Origin of the sequence: Pseudomonas sp. BBP2017 (assembly GCF_003024385.1) — a bacterium.
Lineage (GTDB): Bacteria > Pseudomonadota > Gammaproteobacteria > Pseudomonadales > Pseudomonadaceae > Aquipseudomonas.
On sequence record NZ_PVZN01000008.1, the window covers coordinates 92544 to 118651 of the forward strand.

At 62.1% G+C, this 26108-nt stretch carries 30 protein-coding genes; 12 read left to right on the forward strand and 18 right to left on the reverse strand.

The features are described from left to right. Window positions 1-11 precede the first annotated feature (11 nt). The 4 genes from C6382_RS12335 to ppa all read left to right on the forward strand — a co-directional run bounded on the left by C6382_RS12335 (window position 12) and on the right by ppa (window position 2772). Complete coding sequence (locus tag C6382_RS12335) at window positions 12-470, forward strand: GNAT family N-acetyltransferase (protein WP_107024753.1); 459 nt, start codon at window positions 12-14, stop codon at window positions 468-470. 210 nt (window positions 471-680) lie between these two features. Beyond that, a complete protein-coding gene (locus tag C6382_RS12340) occupies window positions 681-1328 on the forward strand; it encodes a DedA family protein (protein ID WP_107024754.1) in 648 nt (215 codons plus the stop codon). Between the two features lie 9 nt (window positions 1329-1337). Then, window positions 1338-2153, forward strand: a complete 816-nt coding sequence (locus C6382_RS12345; RefSeq protein ID WP_107024755.1) for a zinc-dependent peptidase — start codon at window positions 1338-1340, stop codon at window positions 2151-2153. A 91-nt stretch (window positions 2154-2244) separates the two neighbouring features. Next, a complete protein-coding gene (gene ppa / locus C6382_RS12350) occupies window positions 2245-2772 on the forward strand; it encodes an inorganic diphosphatase (RefSeq protein ID WP_107024756.1) in 528 nt (175 codons plus the stop codon). A 54-nt stretch (window positions 2773-2826) separates the two neighbouring features. On the opposite strand, the gene C6382_RS12355 is transcribed toward ppa, so the two are convergent. Next, window positions 2827-3102, reverse strand: a complete 276-nt coding sequence (locus tag C6382_RS12355) for a DUF3077 domain-containing protein (protein ID WP_107024757.1) — start codon at window positions 3100-3102, stop codon at window positions 2827-2829. Further along, complete coding sequence (locus C6382_RS12360) at window positions 3099-3386, reverse strand: hypothetical protein (protein WP_107024758.1); 288 nt, start codon at window positions 3384-3386, stop codon at window positions 3099-3101. The genes C6382_RS12355 and C6382_RS12360 overlap by 4 nt, the downstream gene beginning before the upstream one ends. Before the next feature lie 406 nt (window positions 3387-3792). Between C6382_RS12360 and C6382_RS12365 the strand changes: the two genes are divergently transcribed. Next, on the forward strand, window positions 3793-4503 hold the full coding sequence (locus C6382_RS12365) for an XRE family transcriptional regulator (protein ID WP_107024759.1): 711 nt from the start codon (window positions 3793-3795) through the stop codon (window positions 4501-4503). 277 nt (window positions 4504-4780) lie between these two features. On the opposite strand, the gene C6382_RS12370 is transcribed toward C6382_RS12365, so the two are convergent. The 4 genes from C6382_RS12370 to C6382_RS12385 all read right to left on the reverse strand — a co-directional run bounded on the left by C6382_RS12370 (window position 4781) and on the right by C6382_RS12385 (window position 9948). Then, window positions 4781-5986, reverse strand: coding sequence for an RtcB family protein (locus tag C6382_RS12370; protein WP_107024760.1), 1206 nt, complete (start codon window positions 5984-5986; stop codon window positions 4781-4783). A gap of 251 nt (window positions 5987-6237) precedes the next feature. Beyond that, window positions 6238-7443, reverse strand: coding sequence for an SGNH/GDSL hydrolase family protein (locus C6382_RS12375; protein ID WP_107024761.1), 1206 nt, complete (start codon window positions 7441-7443; stop codon window positions 6238-6240). Beyond that, complete coding sequence (locus C6382_RS12380) at window positions 7443-8558, reverse strand: SGNH family hydrolase (protein ID WP_107024762.1); 1116 nt, start codon at window positions 8556-8558, stop codon at window positions 7443-7445. Before C6382_RS12380 ends, C6382_RS12375 begins: the two co-directional genes overlap by 1 nt. Beyond that, window positions 8545-9948, reverse strand: a complete 1404-nt coding sequence (locus C6382_RS12385) for an MBOAT family protein (protein WP_256589081.1) — start codon at window positions 9946-9948, stop codon at window positions 8545-8547. Before C6382_RS12385 ends, C6382_RS12380 begins: the two co-directional genes overlap by 14 nt. 243 nt (window positions 9949-10191) lie before the next feature. On the opposite strand from C6382_RS12385, the gene C6382_RS12390 reads away from it, so the two are divergent. From C6382_RS12390 to C6382_RS12405, 4 genes are all read left to right on the forward strand, one after another. Next, a complete protein-coding gene (locus tag C6382_RS12390) occupies window positions 10192-10434 on the forward strand; it encodes an exodeoxyribonuclease VII small subunit (protein WP_107024764.1) in 243 nt (80 codons plus the stop codon). Beyond that, entirely contained in the window at window positions 10431-11318 is an 888-nt protein-coding gene (ispA, locus tag C6382_RS12395) for a (2E,6E)-farnesyl diphosphate synthase (RefSeq protein ID WP_107024765.1), read from the forward strand. The genes C6382_RS12390 and ispA overlap by 4 nt, the downstream gene beginning before the upstream one ends. Window positions 11319-11458: 140 nt before the next feature. After that, window positions 11459-13357 (forward strand): 1-deoxy-D-xylulose-5-phosphate synthase, encoded by a 1899-nt coding sequence (dxs, locus tag C6382_RS12400; RefSeq protein ID WP_107024766.1) that lies wholly within the window; start codon window positions 11459-11461, stop codon window positions 13355-13357. 76 nt (window positions 13358-13433) lie between these two features. Further along, the gene (locus tag C6382_RS12405; protein ID WP_107024767.1) at window positions 13434-15287 is read left to right on the forward strand and encodes a TonB-dependent receptor domain-containing protein; all 1854 of its coding nucleotides are present in this window, start codon (window positions 13434-13436) and stop codon (window positions 15285-15287) included. Here C6382_RS12405 and C6382_RS12410 read toward each other — a convergent pair. The 12 genes from C6382_RS12410 to nrdR form a co-directional block, all read right to left on the reverse strand. Beyond that, a complete protein-coding gene (locus tag C6382_RS12410; protein ID WP_107024768.1) occupies window positions 15265-16074 on the reverse strand; it encodes a cobalamin-binding protein in 810 nt (269 codons plus the stop codon). The two genes, C6382_RS12405 and C6382_RS12410, sit on opposite strands and share 23 nt — an antisense overlap. Further along, window positions 16074-16493 carry an MFS transporter gene (locus C6382_RS12415; RefSeq protein ID WP_107024769.1) on the reverse strand — a complete coding sequence of 140 codons (420 nt, stop codon included), beginning with the start codon at window positions 16491-16493 and terminating at the stop codon, window positions 16074-16076. Before C6382_RS12415 ends, C6382_RS12410 begins: the two co-directional genes overlap by 1 nt. Next, window positions 16490-17107 (reverse strand): GTP cyclohydrolase II, encoded by a 618-nt coding sequence (gene ribA / locus C6382_RS12420; protein WP_107024770.1) that lies wholly within the window; start codon window positions 17105-17107, stop codon window positions 16490-16492. The genes C6382_RS12415 and ribA overlap by 4 nt, the downstream gene beginning before the upstream one ends. 113 nt (window positions 17108-17220) lie before the next feature. Then, on the reverse strand, window positions 17221-17976 hold the full coding sequence (locus tag C6382_RS12425; protein WP_107024771.1) for an ABC transporter substrate-binding protein: 756 nt from the start codon (window positions 17974-17976) through the stop codon (window positions 17221-17223). Between the two features lie 12 nt (window positions 17977-17988). Beyond that, window positions 17989-18492 carry a phosphatidylglycerophosphatase A gene (locus C6382_RS12430; protein ID WP_038606274.1) on the reverse strand — a complete coding sequence of 168 codons (504 nt, stop codon included), beginning with the start codon at window positions 18490-18492 and terminating at the stop codon, window positions 17989-17991. After that, window positions 18489-19454 carry a thiamine-phosphate kinase gene (gene thiL, locus C6382_RS12435; RefSeq protein WP_107024772.1) on the reverse strand — a complete coding sequence of 322 codons (966 nt, stop codon included), beginning with the start codon at window positions 19452-19454 and terminating at the stop codon, window positions 18489-18491. The genes C6382_RS12430 and thiL overlap by 4 nt, the downstream gene beginning before the upstream one ends. An 18-nt stretch (window positions 19455-19472) precedes the next feature. Next, on the reverse strand, window positions 19473-19973 hold the full coding sequence (nusB, locus tag C6382_RS12440; protein WP_038606270.1) for a transcription antitermination factor NusB: 501 nt from the start codon (window positions 19971-19973) through the stop codon (window positions 19473-19475). Continuing rightward, the gene (ribE, locus tag C6382_RS12445; RefSeq protein ID WP_107024773.1) at window positions 19970-20446 is read right to left on the reverse strand and encodes a 6,7-dimethyl-8-ribityllumazine synthase; all 477 of its coding nucleotides are present in this window, start codon (window positions 20444-20446) and stop codon (window positions 19970-19972) included. Before ribE ends, nusB begins: the two co-directional genes overlap by 4 nt. Window positions 20447-20534: 88 nt before the next feature. Continuing rightward, a complete protein-coding gene (gene ribBA, locus C6382_RS12450; RefSeq protein ID WP_038606268.1) occupies window positions 20535-21626 on the reverse strand; it encodes a bifunctional 3,4-dihydroxy-2-butanone-4-phosphate synthase/GTP cyclohydrolase II in 1092 nt (363 codons plus the stop codon). A gap of 18 nt (window positions 21627-21644) precedes the next feature. Next, window positions 21645-22310: a riboflavin synthase gene (locus C6382_RS12455; protein WP_107024774.1), complete on the reverse strand. Its 666-nt coding sequence runs from the start codon at window positions 22308-22310 to the stop codon at window positions 21645-21647. A 42-nt stretch (window positions 22311-22352) separates the two neighbouring features. Then, window positions 22353-23483 carry a bifunctional diaminohydroxyphosphoribosylaminopyrimidine deaminase/5-amino-6-(5-phosphoribosylamino)uracil reductase RibD gene (gene ribD, locus C6382_RS12460; protein WP_107024775.1) on the reverse strand — a complete coding sequence of 377 codons (1131 nt, stop codon included), beginning with the start codon at window positions 23481-23483 and terminating at the stop codon, window positions 22353-22355. A 2-nt stretch (window positions 23484-23485) separates the two neighbouring features. Then, the gene (gene nrdR / locus C6382_RS12465) at window positions 23486-23950 is read right to left on the reverse strand and encodes a transcriptional regulator NrdR (protein WP_038606259.1); all 465 of its coding nucleotides are present in this window, start codon (window positions 23948-23950) and stop codon (window positions 23486-23488) included. Window positions 23951-24057: 107 nt separating this feature from the next. On the opposite strand from nrdR, the gene C6382_RS12470 reads away from it, so the two are divergent. The 3 genes from C6382_RS12470 to trxA are packed head-to-tail and all read left to right on the forward strand — an operon-like array spanning window position 24058 to window position 26067. Continuing rightward, window positions 24058-24504 (forward strand): YbaY family lipoprotein, encoded by a 447-nt coding sequence (locus C6382_RS12470; protein WP_107024776.1) that lies wholly within the window; start codon window positions 24058-24060, stop codon window positions 24502-24504. After that, a complete protein-coding gene (locus C6382_RS12475; RefSeq protein ID WP_107024777.1) occupies window positions 24504-25163 on the forward strand; it encodes a methyltransferase in 660 nt (219 codons plus the stop codon). Before C6382_RS12470 ends, C6382_RS12475 begins: the two co-directional genes overlap by 1 nt. 31 nt (window positions 25164-25194) lie before the next feature. Continuing rightward, complete coding sequence (gene trxA, locus C6382_RS12480; RefSeq protein ID WP_107024778.1) at window positions 25195-26067, forward strand: thioredoxin; 873 nt, start codon at window positions 25195-25197, stop codon at window positions 26065-26067. Window positions 26068-26108: the final 41 nt, after the last annotated feature.

Sequence of the window (26108 nt, forward strand, 5' to 3'; positions counted from 1 at the left end):
GAGGCCTGCTTATGCGGATCATTAAAGCAACCCTGGAACATCTGGACCTGCTCGCCCCGCTGTTCGTCAAATACCGCGAGTTCTATGGCCAGTTGCCGTACCCGGACTCTTCCCGCTCGTTTCTGGAAAAACGCCTGGAGCGCGGTGAATCGATCATTTACCTGGCCCTGGCGGACGATGACGACAACAAGCTGATGGGCTTCTGCCAGCTCTACCCGAGCTTCTCGTCGCTATCGCTCAAGCGCGTGTGGATCCTCAACGACATCTATGTCGCCGAAGATTCCCGACGCATGCTGGTCGCCGACCATCTGATGCGCGAAGCCAAGAAAATGGCCAAAGAGACCAACGCCGTACGCCTGCGGGTCTCCACCAGCAACAACAATGAAGTGGCGATGAAGACCTACGAGTCCATGGGTTTTCGTGAAGACAACGAGTTCAAAAGCTACATCCTGCCGATCAACTCCGATTGATTTGCCGCAAAGGCAGGCCTGGTGCCTGCCTTGCACCTCGCTGGAAATCCGCCGCTACAAACTGCGCAGGCACAATCTTGTCGCCGCCGTATAATGCGCCTCCTCAAAATGTGTGAAACTTTACCCATCACCCGGGTAGCGGCTGATCGCATTCGCATTGCCAGTCATCGCATGCCCTCCCGACCGGGTCAAAGAACACAGGTGCTGTACATGGATTTCAACCCGCTGGACCTCATTCTGCATCTCGACACCTACCTCGATTTGCTGGTCAACAACTATGGCCCATGGATCTACGCGATCCTGTTTCTGGTGATCTTTTGCGAGACCGGTCTGGTGGTCATGCCGTTCCTGCCGGGTGACTCCCTGCTGTTCATTGCCGGTGCGGTTGCTGCGGGCGGCGGCATGGACCCGGTGCTGCTCGGCGGCTTGCTGATGGCGGCGGCCATTCTCGGCGACAGCACCAACTATGTGATCGGTCGAACGGCCGGTGAACGGCTGTTCCGCAACCCCAACTCGAAGATCTTCCGTCGCGACTACCTGCAGCAGACCCACGACTTCTACGAACGCCACGGCGGTAAAACCGTCACTCTCGCGCGCTTCCTGCCAATCCTGCGCACCTTTGCACCGTTCGTCGCCGGCATCGCAAAAATGCAGTACCCACGCTTCCTCGCCTTCAGCGTCGCCGGCACCGTGCTTTGGGTCGGCGGCCTGGTGACCCTCGGTTACTTCTTCGGCAACGTACCGTTCATCAAACAGAACCTGTCGCTGATGATCCTCGCGATCATCCTGCTGTCGCTGGTGCCGATGATCGTTGGCGTCGTGCGCAGCCGTATGCACCGCACCGCCAAGGTCCAGTAAGCCCTGGCCATGTGGTCACTGAGCGCCTGGCGCCGTCGCCGTACCCTGGCCCGCCACCCCATCGACCCGCAGCGCTGGCAGCGGGTTCGCGAGCGCCTGCCTATGCTCGACGGCCTGAGCGCCGACGAAGACCACTGGCTGCGTGAAGCCTGTGTGCTGTTTCTGCACGACAAGCACCTGAGCGCCCTGCCCGGCGTTGAACTGGATGGCGAGCAACGACTGTTTCTCGCCGCCCAGGCCCAACTGCCGTTGCTGCACCTGGGCGAGCTGAACTGGTACCAGGGCTTCCACGAGATCGTGCTGTATCCTGACGACTTCCTCAGCCCCCAGCGCCACCGCGACGCCAGCGGCGTGGAGCATGAATGGGATGGCGAACACAGTGGCGAAGCCTGGCAACAAGGCCCGGTGATCCTCGCCTGGCCTGGCGTGCTGGCCAGCGGCGGCTGGGAGGGCTACAACCTGGTCATCCATGAACTGGCGCACAAGCTCGACATGCTCAACGGCGACGCCAACGGCCTGCCGCCGCTGCACAACGACATGCGTGTCAGCGATTGGGCCACGGCCATGCAAGAGGCCTTTGATGACCTCAACCGCCAGCTCGACCGCGACCCGGACGCCGAGACTGCCATCGATCCTTACGCGGCGGAAAACCCGGCAGAGTTCTTCGCCGTCACCAGCGAATATTTCTTCAGCGCCCCCGACCTGCTCAACGACGCCTACCCGGCGGTGTACCAGCAGCTGCGCGGCTTTTACCGCCAGGATCCGCTGGCACGTCTGCAGCATTTGCAGGACATCCACCCGCATTACCGGCAGACGCAGGACTGACACTGCCGGACATCAGGGCGGACGTGGCAAGCACTGCGGAATGTGCCTATAATCGCGACCAATTTTTGGCCAAACATGGGGGCACTGCCCAATGAGCTACAGCAAGATTCCGGCTGGCAAAGACCTGCCGAACGACATCTACGTCGCCATCGAGATTCCAGCCAACCACGCCCCGATCAAATACGAGATCGACAAGGACAGCGATTGCCTGTTCGTTGACCGTTTCATGGCCACCCCGATGTTCTACCCGGCCAACTACGGTTACATCCCTAACACCCTGGCTGACGACGGTGATCCGCTGGACGTGCTGGTTGTTACCCCGTACCCGGTTGCCCCAGGCTCGGTTATCCGCGCCCGTCCGGTTGGCATCCTGAACATGACCGACGACGGCGGCGGCGATGCCAAAGTCGTTGCCGTACCGCACGACAAACTGTCGCAGCTGTACGTCGACGTCAAAGAATACACCGACCTGCCAGCCCTGCTGATCCAGCAGATCGAGCACTTCTTCGCCAACTACAAGGACCTGGAGAAGGGCAAGTGGGTCAAGATCGAAGGCTGGGATGGCGCTGACGCCGCTCGCGCCGCGATCACCAAGTCGGTTGCTGCCTACAAAGGCTAAGCAACGCTTAACAAAGAGCCCCGCTGATGCGGGGCTTTTTGTTGTTCAGCCGGATCAGGTCTTTCTTATCCCCAAGCCCACATCATCAATAATCGCCTTGGCGAATTCGCTCAGAAAATAAGCGGCCCACATCATCTCGCCGTCTTCATCCAACAGCCCCGCCTGGATCAGCTTGTGCACACAGCCCAGCACGGTTGAAGCCTGCTCCAGCGCGTAGTCACACGGCACACCCGCGGTAATGCGAAACAGCCCCATGGGCGATTGCTCGCTGCGGATGAAATTCACCACACCGGCTGTCTCGCCGGTCTCGACTCGCGAATCCTTGCTCATGGCATAACTCCCCTGTCCATGGCTTGCAGCTTGCTCAGCGCATGCTCGACCAGCGCCCTGGCCATCTCGGCCGAATGCAGCACATTCACCAGCATGCCCTGGCCGGGTTCATTGGCGTGGGCGCGGCAGAATTCGTCGGTGGTTTCGTGGATGCCGCGTAGCAGTTCGCTGGCGAAGGCCAGGGAGTCAGGGGGGATCAGGTCGCAGTGGATGGAGAAGTAAGGGGTCGTTACGAGGGGATTGGGGTTTTGAGAAAGCGGTGGGTCAGGGACTATTTTTTTCATGGTTGACCTCTAGCGTCGACTTGAAAGTCCACCAAAATCCTTCTCACGAGATTAGGGTGGCAGCTGTGCACGGGGTGAGAAACCGAGGACACTAGAAACTCGGCCAGACCGAAGTCTGCCCGCGCACAGCTGCCATAACATGGCCGCTCAGGTGTCATCAGGTTCTCACGCCCGGCCGCCAATAACGGCGACCCGAGGAAATTAGCCCTGATGCATCTTTCCAGCAACAGTGAAAAGGCGGCAGCGTGCGTAGGATAGTTCCGAACGCCATCCGGGTTGAAATTTTTTGCCGGGAAATCTCCTACGCCATCCTAGGCAATGCCTGTAAAGCCGGGCTTTTTCCTACCCCAAAAATGAACCTCGCGTTTATAGCCCAGGCTGTGCAGGCCCTCTAGACTCGGGCCTCATGAATACGTCCGGTGATCGTCTCAAAACCCTGCTGCACGAATGCGGCCTCTCGCCTTCCGACTTTGCCGTCCAGCGCAAGGTCACGCCGCAGCACGTCAACAACTGGTTCAAACGCGGTGTGCCCCTGGCCCGACTCGACGAAATCGCCGAGTTGCTGTGTGTGCGCAGCAAATGGCTGCGCACCGGCGAAGGCCCCAAGCACCCCGCCCCCTTGCCACGCCTGAACGCTGCATTGCGCAAACCGGGTACAGAGCCGACAGACCCAAGCCTGCTCGCCGCCAACACTGCGGATGACATCCAGCTGCCTTTCTACAGCATGCAATCCAGACAGTTCAGACCCATCCCCAACCGTTATCTGCGCCTGCCCATCCGCGCCCTCGATACCCTCGGTATCGATCCGGACGTGGCCCTGTGCGTGAGCATGCCGGCGAGCAACATGAGCCCGTTGCTGCCACGCGGCACCACCCTGGCCATCGACTGTGGCCTGAAACACATCGTCGAAGGCGAGATCTATGCCTTGCTGCATAACGGCCGCTTGCGCATCCACAGCCTCAGCCAGCGCGCCAATGGCACCTTGCGCCTGCACAGCCACGACAGCGACGAACACCCCACCGAAACCTACAGCCCGGCGCAGCTCAAAAGCCAGAAACTGAGCGTGCTGGGTTGGGTGTTCTGGTGGGGGCATTTGCGCGACAGCCGCCCGGATTGAGCGGCTGCGGGTGATTTTTTGCTGGGCATCTGCCGCGATAGCCAGTATGCTACGCCGCACATTTCGCCCCGGCTGCTTAGCACGCCTGCGGGCCTGGCGCGGCACACACTGCCTGTCCGCCACCTCCCGGCCCCAGCGCCGGAGCAACGATTTTAAGGCGGTTGCGGCTTACCATAAATTAGCCAAGACCGTCCCCTGGAAGCCGGCCACAAGCCGGCTTTTTAATGCCTGAAGCCTTTGCGGGCTTGGTTTGCTCGCCGGTATCGGGGTTATACCCCTAGCCCTTCACACACACCACCTGCCGCAAGGTATGCACCACTTCCACCAACTCCCGCTGCGCTTGCATCACCGCATCAATGTCCTTGTAGGCCATGGGAATCTCATCGATCACGTCCTTGTCTTTGCGACATTCCACATGCGCGGTGGCGCGCACCTGATCTTCCAGGGTGAACTGCTTTTTCGCCCGGGTGCGGCTCATGGTCCGCCCGGCGCCGTGGCTGCAGGAGCAGAACGACTCTTCATTACCCAGGCCACGGACGATGAAACTCTTCGCGCCCATGGAACCGGGGATGATACCCAGCTGGCCTTTCTGCGCCGATACCGCGCCCTTGCGGGTCACCAGGATGTCCTGACCGAAGTGGTGTTCGCGCTGTACGTAGTTGTGGTGGCAGTTGACCGCCTCCAGGTTGGCTTCGAAGGATTTTCCGAGCACCTGGCGGGCCGCAGCGATCACCGCGTGCATCATCAAGGCACGGTTCTGCCGGGCAAAATCCTGGGCCCATTCGACCGCTTCGACATAGTCATTAAAGTGGCGGCTGCCTTCTTTGAAATAGGCCAGATCCTTGTCCGGCAGGTTGGCGATGTGCTGGCGCATGTCGGCCTGGGCCAGTTCGATGAACAGGTTGCCAATGGCATTACCGACCCCGCGCGAACCGCTGTGCAGCATGAACCAGACGCGGTCGCTTTCATCCAGACAGACTTCGATGAAATGGTTGCCGCCGCCGAGGGTGCCCAGGTGCTGGCGGTTGTTGGTCTTTTCCAGTTGCGGGTATTGGCCGGTGATTGTTCTGAACCGCCCCGCCAGGTCCTTCCAGGCATGATCGGCCTGAGCCGGGACCTTGTCCCAAGCGCCCTGGTCGTGACGACCGAAGGTTTTACCATGGGGCACGGCCTGCTCGATGGCGCTGCGTAGCCGGTGCAAGTTGTCGGGCAGATCTGCGGCAACCAGCGAGGTACAGGCGGCGATCATGCCGCAGCCGATATCTACGCCGACCGCCGCCGGGATAATCGCGCCCACGGTAGGGATCACACTGCCGATGGTCGAGCCTTTGCCCAGATGCACATCCGGCATTACCGCCAGATGCTTGAAGATGAACGGCATTTTCGCCGTGTTGATCAATTGCTGACGGGCTTCGTCTTCCACCGGCACGCCCTGGGTCCAGAGTTTGATCGGTTTGCCACCGGCCACTTCAAGCAGGTTCATGTCACACCTCTGGATTGACACACGTGTATTAACAACCAGAAACACAATGCGTTCAGGAAAATTTACAGTACACCAGACAGCGACTAAGGTGTATCAAGAGGACCGAATCGCGACTGGCAGGACGCTAGTCGGCACATGCTGAGCAGATGCCACCGGGCATCTGGATTGGCCTCTTTTCGAGGGCCGGGAGACAACTCCATGGGGCGCCGCAAGCCAACCCTGAGTTGTCCCCGCCTCTCCTTTTCCCGCCCTTATTTCAACTTCAGCTGCGTGCGCAGATAGTCATACAGCGCGGCCGCGCTCTTGCGGTAGCCGTCAGCAGTCAGGTGCACCAGGTCGCCGCGTGCCAAGCCTTGCGCCTGCCAGGCAGTAATCGAGCATTGTCCGCCCATGAATGCCTGCCAGTCCCAGAACAGCGCATTGGCTTGCCGGGCGGCCTGACGCTGGATACGGATGACCGCAGCCAGTTGCTGCGGCTGACGCGCCGCACAGCTACGCGCCTTGCGCTGCTTGATCGAGTCTGGCGGACCGACGATCAATACCACGGCCCGCGGCAGGTCGCGGCGCAGGCGCTCCAGCGTCTGCTGGAGCTGGGTTTGGTACAGGTTGAGGTCGAGGGTATCGTCGAACGCTTCGTTGGTGCCGTAGGCAAGGATCACCAGGTCCGGGCGCAGCGACTTGAGAGTGTCCTGCCAGCCGGGTTGCCATTTGTCTTGCACCTCGAGCCGCGCGCCGTTGATGCCCAGGGCCGAGTAGATGACGCCGGCATTCTTCTGCCCCTGAAGGTACCAGCCACCCAATACGGTGCCAGGGCGACTGTCGAGGGTCAGGTCGAGCGGCAGGCCGACATTGTTCACCACCGGGCCGAAGCGCCATTGCCCTGCCGTGGCGGCCAGCAACCGGCGGTTCTGGCCACGGGGGTCACGCAATAGCAGAGAAGTACTCTCCCGCGCCTGGTACAAGGCTGAAACCCGATAGCGCTGGGTGCTCGGCTCACGCGCCTCGATACGCACACTGGGCTTTGCCGCCAAGGGCACAGACAGATAACCGCCAAGGGGGAACTGCGCACTCTGCTGGTTGCGCGCCGACACCAGTTCCCATTGGCGCTTGGCAACCTTGAGGATGACCTGTTCATAACGCGTACCAGGCACCGGCGTGGCGGCAACCAGGCCGATGCCGCCATCGCCGTACTGCGCTTGCAGCAAGCGGCGCATCTCACCGCTGAACAGATCGGCGGCGGTATGCGAGTCACCAAACTGAACGACTGTAACCGGCGCACGGTTGGCATTCTTGAACTTGCCGGCCAGCACCGCCAGGTTGCCATTGCTCTGGTTGACCGCAGGCTTGACCGGCGCAGTCACCGGCCTGGCCGAGGTATTGACCGCCGCCACCGGGCTACAGCCCGGTAGCGCACAGATCAGTAGAACCAGCCCGAGAATGTTGTGCAGTCGACGCATCAGTGTCCCGTTACAGTGAGGCCCGGGAAAGCGATCTTCGACAATATCTGTTCGGCGATCAGCTTTTGCCCGGTGATAGTGAAATGAATGCCGTCATCAACCCGGGTCTTGAGCCGTTTGCCCTGGCTGTCCTGCAAGGTATAGGAGAATTCGTCATTCTTGTAACCCAGCACCGGATTGACCGAAAGGTAGTGTTGCTGGTGCAGCCCGACCTGCTCCTGATACAGGCCACTGAGGTAGGCCATGGCGCTGGACAGCCGCGGCTTGTGCATGTTCGGCGGGCCGACCCAGATCACCTGTACCTGATGTTCGCGGGCTTGTTCGAGAATCGCATCGATGCGCTGGCGATAGGCACTCTCCCAGTCCGGCGACTTGAAGCGCAGGAACGGCTTGCCCTTGCCCTGGGGCATGTCCCACGGATCGTTGGGGCCGAGGAAGATCACCATCAGGCGAATATTCGGCGAGCTGTCCAGGGTTTGTGCCACCGTTCGCGGCCAGTTGAAGAACCCCGGATAGGCCAGCCCGGTGCTTTGCCGGCTGAGGTTGACGCTCTTGATCTGGTAGCGCTTGCGAAGGGTGTTAGCCAGGTGCGGGGCGACGCCTTGCATCAACGAGTCACCCACCAGAAATACTTCGTCGCCCGCCGCCAGGGAGACCACGGTGTCTGACGACGACGGGCTCGGGGCAATGGCTGCGGCTGGTTTGACCGCAGCCACGGCCGTCGCTGGGGCAGTCACCTTGACCGCCAGCGGTTTGCTCGCCACTACGCGTGGCGCAGCATGGGTTGTAACCAGATTCACCGGAACCACGGGGATGGGCGCTGGCAGCTCGACCGTGTCGACCTGCGCCAGCGCTGTGCGGCTCTGCGCCAGGCTGTCGACAAAGCTGTCACGGGCTGCGCCCAGGGCTTGGGTCAGATTGCCACCCAGACGCCAGGCCGGGCTTTGCCCAAGTACCGGCAGCTCGCAGCTCTGATGGTACTTCTGCTGGCAGTAGAGGCTGATCGAATCCTGGTTCAGCCAGAACAGCAGCACAGTGGCCAGGACAATAGCGTAAAAGGCTTTCGCCGCATCCAGTTGCACGCGCAGCAATTGGCTGGAATTAGAAGCTTGCATAGATGAACCCCGGCACGCCCGACTGCGAAGCAAAGATCACCAGCGACACGAACACCCCGAGCGGAACCGGATAGAACTGCCAGGGCAAGCGGGTTGTGGCGGCAAACAACTGGCGTAGCAGGGCGAGCAGCTGTGGATACACCGCGACGTACAGCACACTGGCCAGTAACAGCAGGCCGGTCGCCGAGAACAGCCCGTCAAGGCTCAAACCGCCGATCCCGGCGAGCATGTCCAAGGCTTCATCGAGGCTCGCGCAGCGGAAAAAGATCCAGGCGAAGGCCACGTAGTGGAAGGTCAGCAGACGCGCCGCCAACCCGGCCCCGGGCCAGCGCATGGGTTGCGGCAGGACGTAGGTCGAGGCCTTGTACAAGGCCAGGCCGACACCGTGCAGTGCGCCCCAGATAATGAAGTTGAGGCTCGCGCCATGCCACAAACCGGAAATCAGCATGGCCAGCAGCATGTTCAGGTTGCCGCGCCACACCCCTCGGCGGTTGCCGCCCAGCGGAATGTAGACGTAGTCACGGATGAACAGGGACAGGCTGATGTGCCAGCGGCCCCAGAACTCCTTGAGGTTGTGCGCGGCATAAGGCGCATTGAAGTTATCGGGCAGACGGAACCCCAGCAACAGGGCAATGCCGGTCACCAGGTTGGTATAGCCGCTGAAATTGAAATAGATCAGAAAGCTGTAGCCGTAGACGCTCAGCAGGATCTGTTCCGGCGAGTAACTGCCTGGTGTTTCGAACACCGGATCGACCCATTCGCTGGCCAGCCAGGCGCTACAAAAGAACAGCTTCACCACCGCCAGTGCTATCAGCCCCAAAGCCCGCTGAGGCTCCAGCACCTGGCGAAGGGTCTGCGAACGGATCTGCGCCAACATAGGCGCGGCGCGGTTGACCGGACCGGCGATCAGGCTGGGGAAGAATGCCAGGTACAGGGCCAGGTCCGGCAGACTCGCTGACGGTATCTCGCGCCGATTGATCGACACCAGGTAGCTGACCGAATGAAAGGTGTAAAACGACAAGCCAATCGGCAGCAGCACTTCCAGCACCGGCAGCGACACATCAATACCGGCACTGGCCAGCGCGCCCTGCACGCCCGCGACAAAGAACTCCTGATACTTGAACAGGTAGAAGCAGCTCACTACCAGCAGCAACACCAGCAGGTAACTGAATCGCCGCCCCGGATAGCGCTCGCCGAGTCGGCCGAGCAAGTACACCAGGGCACTGTAGCCGAGCAGGACATACAGGGAGTTGAGGCTGAAACTGGCCACCAGAGCATAACTGGCCACCAGCAGAAGCACGTTCTGAAGGCGAACGCTCCAGCACAAGCTCCAGTAAATGACGAAAAACAGGATGAAACTGAGGCCGAACTCGATCGAAAGGAAGCTCACAACGTAGTCCATTACGTGACGTCAGATAGGAGAAGCCGCACCTGCGCGAATCCGCGAGATAAAGCGGTCGCGATTATGGCAGAGACCTGCAGGCAGCCACAATGAAAGCCCTGCAGGAAAATCAAGCGCTAGCCGTCGGTCTTAATGCAACAGAATGCGACGAAAGATCCGCCCTATCGATTTGCTCACCCCGCCCCGCTCTGCTAGTGTCGCGCCGTTTATACCGCCACTGAGACAGCCGCCATGGCCCGAAAAAAAGCCTCCATCGATTTCGAGCAATCCCTCGCCGACCTGCAAGCCCTGGTCGAGCGCCTGGAGAACGGTGAGCTGTCGCTGGAAGACTCGCTGACCGCGTTCGAACAAGGCATCAGCCTGACCCGCGACTGCCAGGCTGCGCTGGTCCAGGCCGAGCAGAAGGTCCAGGTGTTGCTGGAGCGCGACGGCGAACTGAAGGCCGAACCTTTCGACGCGGAACAGGCAGAATGATTGCCCACTATCAGGCCAGCTGTCAGGCCCGGGTCGATGCGGCCCTCGAGCAGTTGTTCGTCGCCCCTTCGGTTGAGCTCACCCGCCTCTACGCCGCCATGCGCTATAGCGTGATGAACGGCGGCAAGCGCGTGCGTCCGCTGCTCACCTATGCCGCCTGCGAAGCCCTCGGTGTTGCCCCCGAGCAAGCCAATGGCGCCGCTTGCGCCGTCGAGCTGATCCATGCCTATTCGCTGGTGCACGACGACCTGCCGGCCATGGACGATGACGACCTGCGCCGTGGTCAGCCGACCACCCACAAAGCCTTTGATGAAGCCTGCGCGATCCTCGCCGGTGACGGTTTGCAGAGCCTGGCGTTCAACGCCCTGCTCGATCCGCAGCTGAGCCCGCAGGCTGACAGCATTCGCCTGGCCATGGTCCAGACCCTGGCGCTGGCGGCAGGTCCGGCCGGCATGGTCGGAGGCCAGGCCATCGACCTGGGTTCGGTGGGCCTCAAGCTTGATCAGACCGCCCTTGAGTTCATGCACCGGCACAAGACCGGCGCACTGATCGAGGCCAGCGTGCGGCTCGGCGCCCTCGCCAGTGCCCGCGCCAACCAGACGCAGCTCAACGCCCTGCAGACTTACGCCCGGGCCATCGGCCTGGCCTTTCAGGTGCAGGACGATATTCTCGACGTCGAAAGCGACACCGAAACCCTGGGCAAACGCCAGGGCGCCGATATCGCCCGGGACAAACCGACCTACCCGGCCCTGCTCGGGCTGGAAGCCGCCAAGGCTTATGCCCTGGAATTGCGCGATCAGGCCCTGAAGGCCCTGCGGCCTTTCGACGCAGCGGCTGAGCCGTTGTGCGAGTTGGCACGTTACATCGTCGAACGGCGCAACTAAGCGCCGCCGCTATCGCGGGACAAGCCCGCTCCCACAAAGATGACTGTAGGAGCAGGCTTACCCCGCGATTAGCTCAAATGGGCAGCCAATACCGCAATAAGGTAAACTGCCGCCACTTCATATCTATAACGATTCGCCTGATGCCCACGACGTTTCAAGAGATCCCCCGCGAACGCCCGGTCACGCCGCTGCTCGACCGTGCCGATACGCCTGCCGGCCTGCGCCGGCTGGCTGAAGCCGACCTGGAGAACCTGGCTGACGAACTGCGCCAGGAACTGCTCTATACCGTTGGTCAGACCGGCGGGCATTTCGGTGCCGGCCTGGGCGTCATCGAGCTGACGATTGCCCTGCACTACGTTTTCGACACCCCGGACGACCGGCTGGTGTGGGACGTCGGTCATCAGGCCTATCCGCACAAAATTCTTACCGGCCGCCGCCAGCGCATGCACACCCTGCGCCAGAAGGACGGCCTGGCCGCCTTCCCGCGCCGCGCCGAGAGCGAGTACGACACCTTTGGCGTCGGTCACTCCAGCACCTCGATCAGTGCGGCCTTGGGCATGGCCATAGCCGCCCGCCTGCAGAACAATCCGCGCAAATCCATCGCCGTGATCGGCGACGGCGCGCTGACGGCCGGCATGGCGTTCGAGGCGCTGAACCACGCCCAGGAAGTCGATGCCGACATGCTGGTGATCCTCAACGACAACGACATGTCGATCTCGCGCAATGTCGGCGGTTTGTCCAACTACCTGGCCAAGATCCTCTCCAGCCGCACCTATTCGAGCATGCGCGAGGGCAGCAAGAAGGTCCTCTCGCGCCTGCCTGGCGCCTGGGAAATCGCCCGCCGCACCGAAGAGTACGCCAAGGGCATGCTGGTGCCTGGCACGCTGTTCGAAGAGCTGGGCTGGAACTACATCGGCCCGATCGACGGTCACGACCTGCCGACCCTGATCACCACCCTGCGTAACATGCGCGACCTCAAAGGCCCGCAGTTCCTGCACGTAGTGACGAAAAAGGGCAAAGGCTTCGCCCCGGCTGAAGCCGACCCGATCGGTTACCACGCCATCACCAAGCTCGAGCCCGTCGATGCACCGGCGGCCGCGCCGAAAAAGGCTGGCGGTCCGAAGTACTCGGCAGTATTCGGTCAGTGGCTGTGCGACATGGCCGCGGCTGACGAACGCCTGGTCGGCATCACCCCGGCGATGAAGGAAGGCTCTGACCTGGTGGCGTTCAGCGAACGCTATCCACAGCGCTACTTCGACGTGGCGATTGCCGAACAGCATGCCGTGACCCTGGCGGCCGGCATGGCCTGCGAGGGCGCCAAGCCGGTGGTGGCGATCTACTCGACGTTCCTGCAGCGCGCCTACGATCAGCTGATCCATGACGTCGCCGTACAGAACCTCGACGTGCTGTTTGCCATCGATCGCGCCGGCCTGGTCGGCGAAGACGGCCCGACTCATGCCGGGAGCTTCGACCTGTCGTTCCTGCGTTGCATCCCCGGCATGCTGGTGATGACCCCGAGCGACGAGAACGAGCTGCGCAAGATGCTCAGCACCGGGCACCTGTACAACGGCCCGGCGGCGGTGCGCTACCCGCGTGGCAGCGGCCCGAATGCGACGATCGAGAACAACCTCGAACCCCTGGACATCGGCAAAGGCGTGGTTCGTCGCCAGGGCAGCAAAGTCGCTCTGCTGGTGTTCGGCGTGCAGCTGACGGAAGCCTTGAAGGTTGCCGAAAGCCTCGACGCAAGCGTCGTCGATATGCGTTTCGTCAAACCACTGGATGAAGCACTGGTGCGCGAAATGGCGGCTAGCCATGAACTGCTGGTGACCATCGAAGAAAACGCCATCATGGGGGGGGCGGGCGCTGCGGTCAGCGAGTTCCTCGCCCGCGAAGCGCTGCTCAAGCCGGTACTGCACCTGGGCTTGCCGGATGTCTATGTCGAGCACGCCAAGCCTGCGCAGATGCTCGCCGAGTGCGGGCTGGATGCAGCCGGGATCGAGGCTTCGGTGCGTCAGCGTCTACAACTGCTCGGCCTCTAGGGCCTCATCGCGGGGCAAGCCCGCTCCCACCGGTGCTGTGGGAGCGGGCTTGCCCCGCGATAGCAATGGATCTGCCATGAAGCTCTATCGCCTTACCCCGCTCCTGCTCTGCCTGCCTACCCCCCTGCTGGCCGAGCCCATCGACCGCGACAACGCCCTGAAGCTGCCCGACACCCTGATCAGCGCCAACCGCCAGGTCGAGGACCGCACCCAATCGAGTGCCGCCAACACGGTGTTTACCCGCGATGACATCGATCGCCTGCAGCCGTCCAGCGTCACCGACCTGCTGACTCGCGTGCCGGGCGTACAGGTTTCGCGCACTGGCGGTCGCGGCAGCCTGCCCGGCATCTACATTCGCGGCACCAAGTCGGCCCAGAGCCTGGTGCTGGTCGACGGTGTGCGCATCGCCAACACCTCCTCCGGCGATAGTGGCCTGCAGTTCCTGAACATCGATCAGATCGAGCGTGTCGAGGTGCTTCGTGGTTCGCGTTCGGCCATCTATGGCAGCGATGCGATTGGTGGGGTGATTCAGATCTTCACCCGCCGCGCCAGCAAACCCGGCCTGCAACCACGCCTGCATCTGGGCGCCGGCAGCAACCAGACCTGGCAACGCGATGTCGGTCTGTCGGGCGGTAGTGATCAGACCCGTTTCAACCTCGCTGCCGGCCTGGAAGAAAGCGCCGGCATCAATGCGACCCGCGAGTCCTTCCCGGCCAACGCCGATCACGACACCTATCGCAACAAGAGCCTGAGCCTGAACCTCAGCCATGTCGCCAGCGATTCTCTGGAACTGGGCCTGAAACTGCTCGATAGCTGGGGCCGCAGCGAATACGACAACCTGTTTGGCGATGGCAGCCAGCCCTATACCGATTTCAACGTCAGCAGCCTTGGCACCTATGCCGACGCACAGCTCAGCGAAGCCTGGCATTCGCGCCTGGAACTGAGCCACAGCGAGAACCGCGACACAAAGCGCGACTCATTGCAGCCTGGCGGTAGCGAGTTCAACACCTACCGCGACGCGATCAACTGGCAGAACGACCTCAGCCTCAATGAGCGCAGCAACCTGTTGCTGGGTGGCGACTGGTACCAGGATCGCTTGCACACAAGCAGCCCGCTTAACGAAGACAGCCGCTGGAACCGCGCCGCCTTCGTACAACATCGCTACAAGGGCGAAACCTTCTCCACCGAAGTCGGCGTGCGCCGTGACCAGAACCAGCAGTTCGGCAGCCAGAACAGCTGGAGCGCCAGCCTCACCTTGCCGGTCAGCACAAGCAACGACCTGCTGCTGTCCTACAGTGAGGGCTTGCGCGCTCCGACCTTCAACGACCTCTACTACCCGGACTTCAGCAATCCCGAGCTCAAGCCTGAGCGCTCGAAAAGCTATGAGCTGCAGTGGCGCAGCCAACTAAGTGAGAGCACTCGCCTGGAGACTTCGCTGTACCGTACAGACCTTCGCAACGCGATTGTCTACGGCACCAACTACATTCCACACAACGTAGGTTCGGCAAGGATCAATGGCTTCGAGGCCAGCCTGCACCAGCACTGGTTTGGCTGGCAAAGCACACTCGGCCTGTCGCTGATCGACCCCCGCGACCGTGACTCCGGCCACACCCTTGAGCGCCGTGCCCGCCGCACCTTGAGCCTGGACCTGGACCGGCAGTTTGATCGCCTGGGCCTGGGCGCCAGCTGGCAAGCGGTCAGTAGCAGTTACGCCGATCCGGAAAATCATAGGAGGCTCAGCGGCTATGGTTTGTTCGGTTTGCGCAGTAGCTGGACGCTCAGCCGCGAAATTCGTCTTGAGTTAAAGGCCGAAAACCTGCTGAACAAGGCCTATAGCCGCGCTCAGTACAGCTACGCTGGCGGGTTCGCTGACTACCGCGAAGAAGGCCGCACCTGGCTGCTTGGCATCACCTGGACACCGGCGCTTTAGCGTCGAGCACCTGACACAACCGCGCTGTCGCCTCGATCATCTGCCCGCTGGGCCGTTCCAGACCTTTATCCGGCACCAGCAGCAACCGCCCATTGCGCACGGCATCGACCTGCGGCCAGGCCTTCCAGGCGTCAAGCTGGGCCTGGTCGCTGGCGAGGATCACCTGGGGATCACGCAACAGCACCGACTCCAGGTTCACCTGCGGTGCAGGCACCTTGAGCTCGGCGAACACATTGCTCGCGCCGCACACCGCCAGGGCATCGCTGACGATCTGGCCGCCACCGACGGTGTACAAAGGTTTGTCCCACACCTGGTAGAACACCCTTAGCGGCTGTTCACGATGATACTGCGCACGGAGCTTCTGCAATTGCTCACGCAGCTGCAACGCACGCGTTCGCCCTTGCTCGGCGCGCCCCAGTTGCACGCCGATGGCCTCAATCTGTTCGATCAACTCATCGATGCCGTGAGGTTCGGCGGTGTAGGTAGCGATACCCAGACGCTTGAGCTGATCACGCTGGGCCGCCGGGACGCTGCCCGGCCAGAGCAGCAACAGATCAGGCTTGAGACTGAGCAGCCGCTCCATGTCGATCTGGCCATAACGCCCGACCGAAGGCACCTGGGCCACGGCGGCAGGACGCTCACCACCGTCGAGCATGCCCACCAGCAGATCAGTGGCGTGCAGTTCGACAATGATTTCCGAGAGCGAGGGGGCCAGGCTGACCACTCGCGAAGCAGCCGCCAGTGGCGCAGCCAATACCAGCAACACCAGTAGCAGAATGCCGCGCATCAGCCGAGCTGACGCGGGATACGGTAGAGGTAGAACAGGACCAGGCTGGAGATCGCCAGAAGGATCTGCGGCACCGCTTCCAGGCCGACGAACACCGACAACGCCGATATCCATGCTGGCAGGCAGGCGAACAGCATGCCCAGGCGCCGGACTCGCGCCAGTTCGATCCAGGCAGCAGACTCGGCGTCACTGTCGAGGGCTTTCTGGGTAGCGATCAGCGCCCGCTTGTAGGCACCAAAGCGCGACAGACTGAGGAACATCGAGGCCACACCGGCGATAAACATCGGCATGGCCAGGATCGGAATCAATGCCCGCAGATCAGCAAAGGCCCAGGCCAACACCAGCAACGGCGCCAACGCCACCGCCAGGTACTGCCACCAGGCAAGCTCGAGGCGACGGCGAACCTGGGCGCGGGTCACGCCCGACCGGCCTCGCCCTGGTGTTCGTTGCCCATCATGTGGCCGAGCTTGCCAGCCTTGGTGGCCAGGTAATGCTTGTTGTGCGGATTGTGACCGGTGTGCAGCGGCACTCGCTCGGCTACCGGGATGCCCATGCCGGTCAGCGCCTTGACCTTGCGCGGGTTGTTGGTCATCAGTCGCAGCGACTTGACCCCCAGGTGCTCAAGCATCGGCTGGCACATGCCGTAGTCACGCTGGTCGGCGGCAAAGCCCAGGCGTTCGTTGGCCTCGACGGTGTCGGCACCACCATCCTGCAGCTCGTAAGCGCGGATTTTGTTCAACAGACCAATGCCACGGCCTTCCTGACGCAGGTACAACAATACCCCACGGCCTTCGCGAGCGATGGCCTGCAGGGCAGCCTCAAGCTGCGAACCGCAGTCGCAACGCTGGCTGAACAAAGCATCGCCAGTCAGGCATTCGGAATGCAGGCGCCCGAGCACCGGTTGCCCATCGGCAATATCACCCAGGCTGAGCACGACGTGCTCGCGGCCAGTGGCTTCGTCGAGAAAACCATGCATGGTGAAAGTCGCAAACGGGGTAGGCAGCTTGGAAGCGGCAACAAAGACGACGGGCACTTTGTGCTCCTGATCTGAAAGCTTGAAGAATAAAGTGAGCCGATTGTATCAGTATGTGGACGGGCTGCTCAGGTCGAATCTTTGCTCAAACCCATCGATAGATACGATTTTTCCTACTTCAGGTGCCCTTTCTCATCGAACGGATAGGGCTGGGACCAGTGGCTGAAAATCTCGCGCAACTCGCCGGTGGCGACCAGCTTTTCCATTCGCCGGTCAAACAGCTCCTTGAGTGCCCGGCCTTTTTCGGTCTTGCCAAAGGCCAGGTACAGCGGCAGTTCGGCAATGTGCGTGCTGCGAAACCTGTGGCGCTCACCTTCTGCCGCCTGGTCCAGAACGTATTCGACTTCAGTCTGCGCATCGATGTAGAAATCCACACGTCCGCGCTCAAGCATCGGCAAGATCCCTTCCCGCCGTTGCACCTCACGGTATTCACCGACATTGGGCAGGTAGTCCTGATAGTCGTAGCCGCGCACCCAGGAAAGCTTGAACTGCGCCAGGTTCTGCGGGGTCGGCACAGGCTTGCTGGCAAGGCTCAGGGCATAGATATGGTCGGTATCGAAATTCCACCGCGGGTAGAGATTGTCGGTGTTTTCTTCGTGATAGGAGCCGACCCAGGCATCGGCCTCACCGCGCTTGACCAAGCCAATGGCACGGCTGTACGGCACGCTGGATATCACCACCCTGACCCCGGCCGGCTCGAATACCTTGCGCAGAATGTCCCAGGCGATGCCCGTGCCGTCGGCGTTGGTGTAATCCTCCCAACGCTCACTGGCCAGTCGAACCTGCTTGGGCACCTCGATGGTCTCGCTGGCGTGAACACCGTTGGCGACCAGCGCCAATATCATCAGGACCACTCGCCATCCATGCATCCTACGACTCCCTTATGTGACACTCCATACCAGCACCTGCATACCCAGCCAAGCGAAGACGCCCGCCAGCACATCGTCAAGCATGATACCGACACCGCCATGCACATGGCGGTCAACCCAGCGAATCGGCCAGGGTTTGAGGATGTCAAAAAAGCGGAACATCAGAAAGCCCGCCAACAGCCATTGCCAGCCTTCAGGGACCAACCACAGGGTGATCCACATGCCGACCATCTCGTCCCAGACAATGCCTTCATGGTCATGAACACGCAAGTCATCGGCAACCTTGCCACACAACCAGAAGCCGAACAGCATGGTCAGGCCGAGCATTAGCCAATAGCCCCAATCAGGCAACATCTGCCATAACGGGATAAACGGCAAAGCGACCAGCGAGCCCCAGGTCCCTGGCGCTTTGGGCAAGGTCCCGGAGCCAAAGCCGAATGCGAGAAAGTGCCACGGATTGCGCCAGACCGACGGCGGAACGTTCTCCGCAGGCACCTGATTGGGGTGATCGGTCACGGTTGCTCCCTAAAATGTTGATAGCCCCGGATTGTCGGGGTGATGTCCTGCCCCTGGCCGTCCACCAGGCTGACGCCAGCGCCAGTGTCTGCACGCCCCACCACATGGATCGGCCAACCCGCGGCCAGCAGTGGCGCCAGTTCGGCTTCAGGCAAGGTGAAGGCCAGTACATAGTCGTCGCCGCCGGCCAGCGCGGCTTGCTGGGCGCCTTGATTACCAAAGAATGCTCGCAGCGCAGCAGACAGCGGTAGCCGATCCAGCTCAACCTGCAGCGATACCTGCGAGGCCTTGGCGATATGCCCGCAGTCGGCCAACAGGCCATCGGAGATATCCAGCGCCGCTGTCGCCTTGCCGCGCAGCGCCTGCCCCAGGGCAAGCTGCGGCTGCGGCGACCAGTAATGCGCGAGCAACGGTTCGGCCACGGCAGGTTCGGCCTGGCGCTGGCCGAGCACCAAGGGCAAGGCGCCGGCGGCATTGCCCAGCTCGCCGCCGACACACAGCAGGTCGCCGGCGCGGGCGCCACTGCGGGTCAGCGCCTGGCCGGCCGGCACACGGCCGAACACGGTCATGGTCAGGCTCAAGGGCCCGCGACTGGTATCGCCACCAATCAGGCTGAGTCGGCAAGTCTGAGCCATCTGGTTCAGCCCACGGGCATAAGCCTGCAGCCAGTCGGCGCACACTTCTGGCAGGGTCAGGGCAAGGGTAAAGCCGATGGGTGTGGCACCCATGGCAGCCAGATCACTGGCAGCGACGGCCAGCGAACGCTGACCGAGCAGAAAAGGATCGCAGACAGCCGGGAAATGCACCCCGGCCACCAGCGTGTCGGTGGAGATCGCCAGCTGTTCGCCAGGCGCCAGGCTGAGCAAGGCACAATCGTCGCCAATGCCCAGCGCAACCGCTTCGCCGCCTTGCGCGCAGGGCGCAGCGGCGAAGTAATGACGAATCAGCTCGAACTCACCCATTGGCAATCAGCGCCGCAATCAGCGCTTGAACGCCTTTACTTCGGCTTCACGCAGCCGTGGAGCCAGCTTGTCGAGCACGCCGTTGACGAACTTGTGGCCGTCGGTGGCGCCAAACACTTTGGCCAGCTCGACACCTTCATTGATGACGACGCGGTACGGCACGTCAGCGCGCATCATGAACTCCCAGGTGGACAGGCGCAGCACCGCCAGCTCAACCGGATCGAGCTCTTCAAGGGCCAGGTCCAGGCACGGCTTCAGTGCTTCGTCGATCTCGACTTTCTTCGCAGGAACCCCGTGCAGGATTTCGCGGAAATAGGCACCGTCGACATCGGTGAAATCGTTATCGACCCGGAACTGCGCTTCGATCTCGTTCAGCGACTGCCGGGCCATGTGCCATTGATACAGGGCCTGAGTCGCGAGCTGACGGGCTTCGCGACGCTTGGCGCTCTTCGATGGTTTGCCAGCATCCGCAGGTTTTGGATCGCGCGGGTTGAAACGATCGCTTTCGTCGCTAATCACTTGGCCTCCAACTGCGCCAGCAGGCTGACCATTTCCAGAGCGGACAGGGCAGCTTCGGCACCCTTGTTGCCGGCTTTGGTGCCGGAACGCTCAATGGCCTGTTCGATAGAATCGACCGTCAGGACACCGAAGGCGACCGGTACGCCGAACTCCATGGACACCTGGGCCAGGCCCTTGGTGCACTCGCCCGCTACGTATTCGAAGTGCGGGGTACCACCACGGATCACCGCGCCCAGGGCGATGATCGCGGCGTATTCGCTTTGCTGGGCGACTTTCTGTGCTACCAGCGGGATTTCAAAGGCACCCGGGGCACGGATGATGGTGATGTCGCTCTCGCTCACACCATGGCGAACCAGGGTATCAACAGCACCGCTAACCAGGCTTTCAACGACAAAGCTGTTAAAGCGGCCAACCACCAAAGCATAGCGACCTTTGGGGGCAATGAAGGTACCTTCGATGGTCTTCAGGGTCATTGCACAGTTCTCATCTTAAAGAGCCAGGCCGCAAAGGGCGGCCTGTGAGGGTTTGGGACACGAATGGCAGCGCGACAAACCGCCTGCTTTATTCGGAGGGCACGTATTCTACAACTTCCAGATCGAATCCGGATATCGCATTGAACTTCATTGGCGAACTCATCAGGCGCATTTTGCGTACGCCCAGGTCGCGCAGGATCTGCGAACCGGCACCGACGGTGCTGTAAGTGGTCGGGGTTTTCGCCGGCGCGGCGTCGGCGCTTTCGCGGATGTGCGCCAGCAGCACGTCGCCTTCCAGCGGGTGCCCAAGCAGCAGCACGACACCGCTGCCGGCCTCGGCAACCGCGCTCATGGCGGCGCGCAGGCTCCAGCGCCCCGGTTGCTTGACCATCAGCAGGTCGCGCAGCGGGTCCATGTTGTGCACGCGCACCAGGGTCGGTTCTTCAGCACAGATGTTGCCCAGGGTCAGGGCCATGTGCACGTCACCTTCAACCGAATCGCGGTAGGTCACCAGGTTGAAACTGCCCAGTTCGCTGTCCAGCGGCTGCTCGGAAATCCGCTGAATGGTACGTTCGTGGATCATCCGGTAGTGGATCAGGTCGGCGATGGTGCCGATCTTGATGCCATGCTCGGCGGCAAATACTTCCAGTTCCGGGCGACGCGACATGGTGCCGTCGTCGTTCATCACTTCGCAGATCACCCCGCTCGGCTCGAACCCGGCCATGCGCGCTAGGTCGCAGGCAGCTTCGGTATGGCCGGCACGGGCCAGAGTGCCACCAGGCTGCGCCATCAACGGGAAGATGTGGCCGGGGCTGACGATATCTTCAGCCTTGGCATCACGGGCCGCAGCCGCTTGCACGGTGCGCGCGCGGTCAGCGGCGGAGATACCGGTGGTCACGCCTTCGGCGGCTTCGATCGATACGGTGAACTTGGTACCGAAACCCGAACCGTTGCGCGGTGCCATCAGTGGCAGCTTGAGCGTTTCGCAGCGCTCGCGCGACATCGGCATGCAGATCAGGCCACGGGCGTGCTTGGCCATGAAGTTGATGTGTTCGGCCTTGCAGCACTCGGCGGCCATGATCAGGTCGCCTTCGTTCTCGCGGTCTTCGTCATCCATGAGGATGACCATTTTGCCCTGGCGGATGTCTTCAACCAGTTCTTCGATGCTGTTGAGCGCCACGCGGCACCCCCTTTCAGATCAGGATTTCAGGTAGCCGTTGGCGGCCAGGAAACTTTCGGTAATGCCGCTGCCGGCGCTCGGCTCGGCGGCTTTGTCACCCAGCAGCAGACGCTCCAGGTAACGGGCCAGCAGGTCGACCTCAAGGTTGACCCGACGACCGGGACGGTAGTCGGCCATGATGGTTTCGGCCAGGGTATGCGGGACGATGGTCAACTCGAACTCGGCGCCATCGACGACGTTCACCGTCAGGCTGGTGCCATCGACGGTGATCGAGCCCTTGTGGGCAATGTACTTGGCCAGCTCCTTGGGTGCACGAATGCGGAACTGGATGGCACGGGCGTTATCGCTGCGCGACACCACTTCGCCGACACCGTCGACGTGACCGCTGACCAGGTGACCGCCGAGGCGGGTGGTCGGCGTCAGGGCCTTTTCCAGGTTGACCCGGCTGCCGCTCTTGAGGTCGTCAAAGGCGGTGCAGTCCAGCGTTTCACGGCTGACGTCAGCCCAGAAGCCATCGCCAGGCAGCTCGACCGCGGTCAGGCACACACCATTGACGGCGATGCTGTCGCCCAGTTTGACGTCGCCCAGGTCGAGCTTGCCGGTTTCGACATAAACCCGCACATCGCCACCTTTGGGCGTCAGCGAGCGGATACTGCCGATGGATTCGATGATGCCAGTGAACATGAGTCCTCCTCGAGAACAAGGCTGCGCGTGGCTAGCCTGGAATTATACGCCGGGTGCCGGCACAGGGATGGCAGTGACTCGCCAGTCATCGCCTACCGCGCGCATTTCAGTGATTTTCAGTTGCACCGCCTCATTCATGTGATTCAGCGGCCAGTCCAGCAACGGACGGGCGCTGGAACCCAGGAACTTGCCGGCAACAAAGATCTGGTACTCATCGATCAGGCCAAGCTGGGCAAAGGCGCCGACCAGGCCGGCACCGGCCTCAAGCAGCACTTCGCTGGCACCACGCTGCGCCAGTTCGCGCATCAGCGCAGACAGGTCGACCCGGCCGCCCTCGCCCGGCAGTCTCAGCAACTCATGACCAGCTTCGGCATAACGCGGGTCGTCGCTGGCGGCAGTGACCACCAGCGCCGGGCCGGCCTGGAAGAACGGCGCATCCAGCGGCAGGCGCAAGCGGCCATCGACCAACACCCGCAAAGGTGGGCGCGCCAGGGCCAGGGCTGTGGTTTGCGGATCGAGGCCCAGCTCGTCAGCGCGCACCGTCATCCGTGCCTTGTCGGCCAGGACGCTCTCGGCGCTGGTCAGCACCACGCTGGAACGCGCACGCAGGCGCTGTACCGCAGAACGTGCGGCCGGCCCGGTGATCCACTGGCTTTCACCATTGGCCATGGCCGTGCGGCCGTCCAGGCTCATCGCCAGCTTGGCCCGTACCAATGGCAGGCCGGCTTCCATGCGCTTGAGGAAGCCCGGGTTGAGCGCGCGCGCCTCGGCTTCGAGCACGCCGCTGGTGACTTCGATGCCGACTTCGGCCAAACGCTTGAGGCCTTGACCTGCGACTTGCGGATTGGGGTCCTGCATGGCGGCGACCACCCGCGCCACGCCAGCCTTGACCAGCGCCTCGGCACACGGCGGCGTGCGCCCGTGGTGGCTGCACGGTTCAAGGGTGACGTAGGCGCAGGCGCCACGAGCCAGCTCGCCGGCCTGACGCAGCGCGTGCACTTCGGCATGCGGCTCACCGGCACGCACATGCCAGCCTTCGCCGACAACCTGGCCGTCGCGAACAATCACACAGCCGACGCGCGGATTCGGATGGGTCGAATACAGACCCTTGCGGGCCAGTTCCAGGGCCCGGGCCATGTAGTGGGCGTCAAGTACCGCGCGTTCGTTGGACATGCTCACTCTTTAGCCGGCTCACGGGCCAGGCGGTCAATTTCTTCGCGAAACTCGTTGAGGTCCTGGAAACGCCGGTAGACCGAAGCGAAACGGATATAGGCGACTTCATCGAGCTTCTGCAGCTCGTTCATCACCAGCTCACCGACCACCAGCGATTTGACCTCACGTTCGCCGGTCGCCCGCAGCTTGTGCTTGATGTGTGCCAGCGCCGCTTCCAGCCGCTCGACGCTGACCGGGCGTTTTTCCAGGGCGCGCTGCATGCCAGCGCGCAGTTTTTCTTCGTCGAAGGGTTGGCGACTGCCGTCCTGTTTGATCAGGCGCGGCAAAACCAGCTCGGCGGTTTCGAAGGTGGTGAAACGCTCACCGCAGGCAACGCATTCGCGCCGGCGGCGCACTTGCTCGCCCTCGGCAACCAGTCGCGAGTCGATGACCTTGGTGTCGTTGGCACCGCAGAAGGGACAGTGCATGGTGGCAGGCAACAAAAAAAGGGAGGGCCATGGTAGCGCATCCCACTGGCAAGACAAGCCAAAGGGGTTACCATCCACTGAGGAAATATGCCGCGAAGGAATTCCCCATGCCATTTCGAACGCTCGTTGTGCTCAGTTTTGCCGCCTTGCTGGCCGCCTGCAGCAGCGATCAACCGCAGCCTGCGCCGGCGCCAAAAGCACCGATAGCGAGTAAAACGGCGAAAACCCTCGGACCGTTGCCGGCCTATCAGCGTGAATTGAGCGGGACCTTGCTCAACATTCCGGCCGGAGCCGAAGTCGAACTGGCCCTGTTGGTCATCGATGAGCGCGGCCGTCCGAAAAATCTGCTGGCCAGCAGCACCCTCAGCAGCAACGGCCTGGACTTGCCGTACCAACTGCGCTTCAACCCCGAAGCCTTCCCTGCCAGCGCGCGGGTCGAGTTGCGTGGTCGCGCGAGCAAATCCGGGCAGCTGATCCTGCACCTGCCGCCTGTACGGATTTTCCAGGCGCAAACCCAGGCCACCGGCCCGTTGCGTTTCGAAAAAGCACCATGATGGCACCTGCGCCTTTGCAACAAGCCTTGGGCGAGCTGCTCGGCGATGCCCGACTGGTGATCAGCGACCTGCCCGAGTGCGCACTCAAGCTGTGGCTGATCGATGCCCAGAACATGGACCGCGAATTCAGCCCGGAAGAAACCCGGCGCATCCTCCACGAGCCGCCGTACTGGAGTTTCTGCTGGGCCAGCGGCCTGGCCATGGCTCGTTACCTGGATCAGCACCGCCACTGGGTAGAAGGCAAGCGCGTGCTGGACTTTGGCGCTGGCTCCGGGATCGCCGGGATCGCTGCCGCCCGCGCGGGTGCCCTTGAAGTAGTGGCTTGTGACCTTGATCCATTGGCCCTGCAAGCCTGCCAGGCCAATGCCGCGCTCAATGGCGTGGAACTGGGCTACTCCGAGGACTTTTTCCGGGAAGCCGACCGCTTCGACCTGATTCTGGTGGCCGACGTGCTCTACGACCGGGCCAACCTGCCATTGCTCGACGCGTTTCTCAGCCGCGCTCAGCAGGCCCTGGTGGCTGACTCGCGTGTGCGCGACTTCAGTCATCCGCTGTACCAGCCGCTGGGCGCGCTGGAGGCCCTGACCCTCCCGGATCTGGCCGAGCCCCACGAATTCCGCCGGGTCAGCCTGTACCACGCCAGCCGCCAGCCTTTATAGTGATGCCATTCACGGATTTTCGAGAGTCGCGATGAGCCAAGACACACCCTATGTTTTCGACACCAGCGCTGCTGATTTCGATCAGCTGGTAATCGCCAACTCCCACCACAAACCGGTACTGGTGGACTTCTGGGCCGAGTGGTGCGCGCCGTGCAAGGCGATGATGCCGTTGCTCGCGCAAATCACCGAGAGTTACCAGGGCGAGCTGTTGCTGGCCAAGGTCAACTGCGATATCGAACAGGACATCGTCGCCCGCTTCGGCATTCGCAGCCTGCCTACCGTGGTGCTATTCAAAGATGGCCAGCCGGTAGACGGCTTTGCCGGTGCCCAGCCGGAATCGGCGATCCGTGCCTTGCTTGAACCCCACGTAAAAATGCCACCGCCGGCGGCCGCAAACCCGCTGGAACTGGCCCAGACGCTGTTTGCCGAAGGTCGTTTCAGCGAAGCCGAAGCCACCCTCAAGGCCCTGCTGACTGAAGACAACAGCAATGCTGCGGCGTTGATCCTGTATGCCCGCTGCCTGGCTGAGCGCGGTGAATTGGCTGAAGCCCAGACTGTGCTTGATGCGGTCAAGAGCGATGAGCACAAAGCCGCCCTGGCTGGCGCCAAGGCTCAGCTGACCTTCCTGCGCCAGGCCGCGAGCCTGCCGGAAGTCGCCGACCTCAAGGCGCGTCTGGCGCAGAACAGCGAGGACGATGAAGCGGCTTATCAGCTGTGCATCCAGCAGCTCTCGCGCCAGCAGTACGAAGCAGCGCTGGAGGGCATGCTCAAGCTGTTCATGCGTAATCGCGGTTATGAAGGCGGTTTGCCACACAAGACCTTGCTGCAGGTGTTCGATCTGCTGGGCAACGACCATCCGCTGGTAGGGACTTACCGGCGCAAGCTGTTTGCTGCTTTGTACTGATTAGAACTTTTCGCGGGGCAAGCCCGCTCCCACAGGGGTGG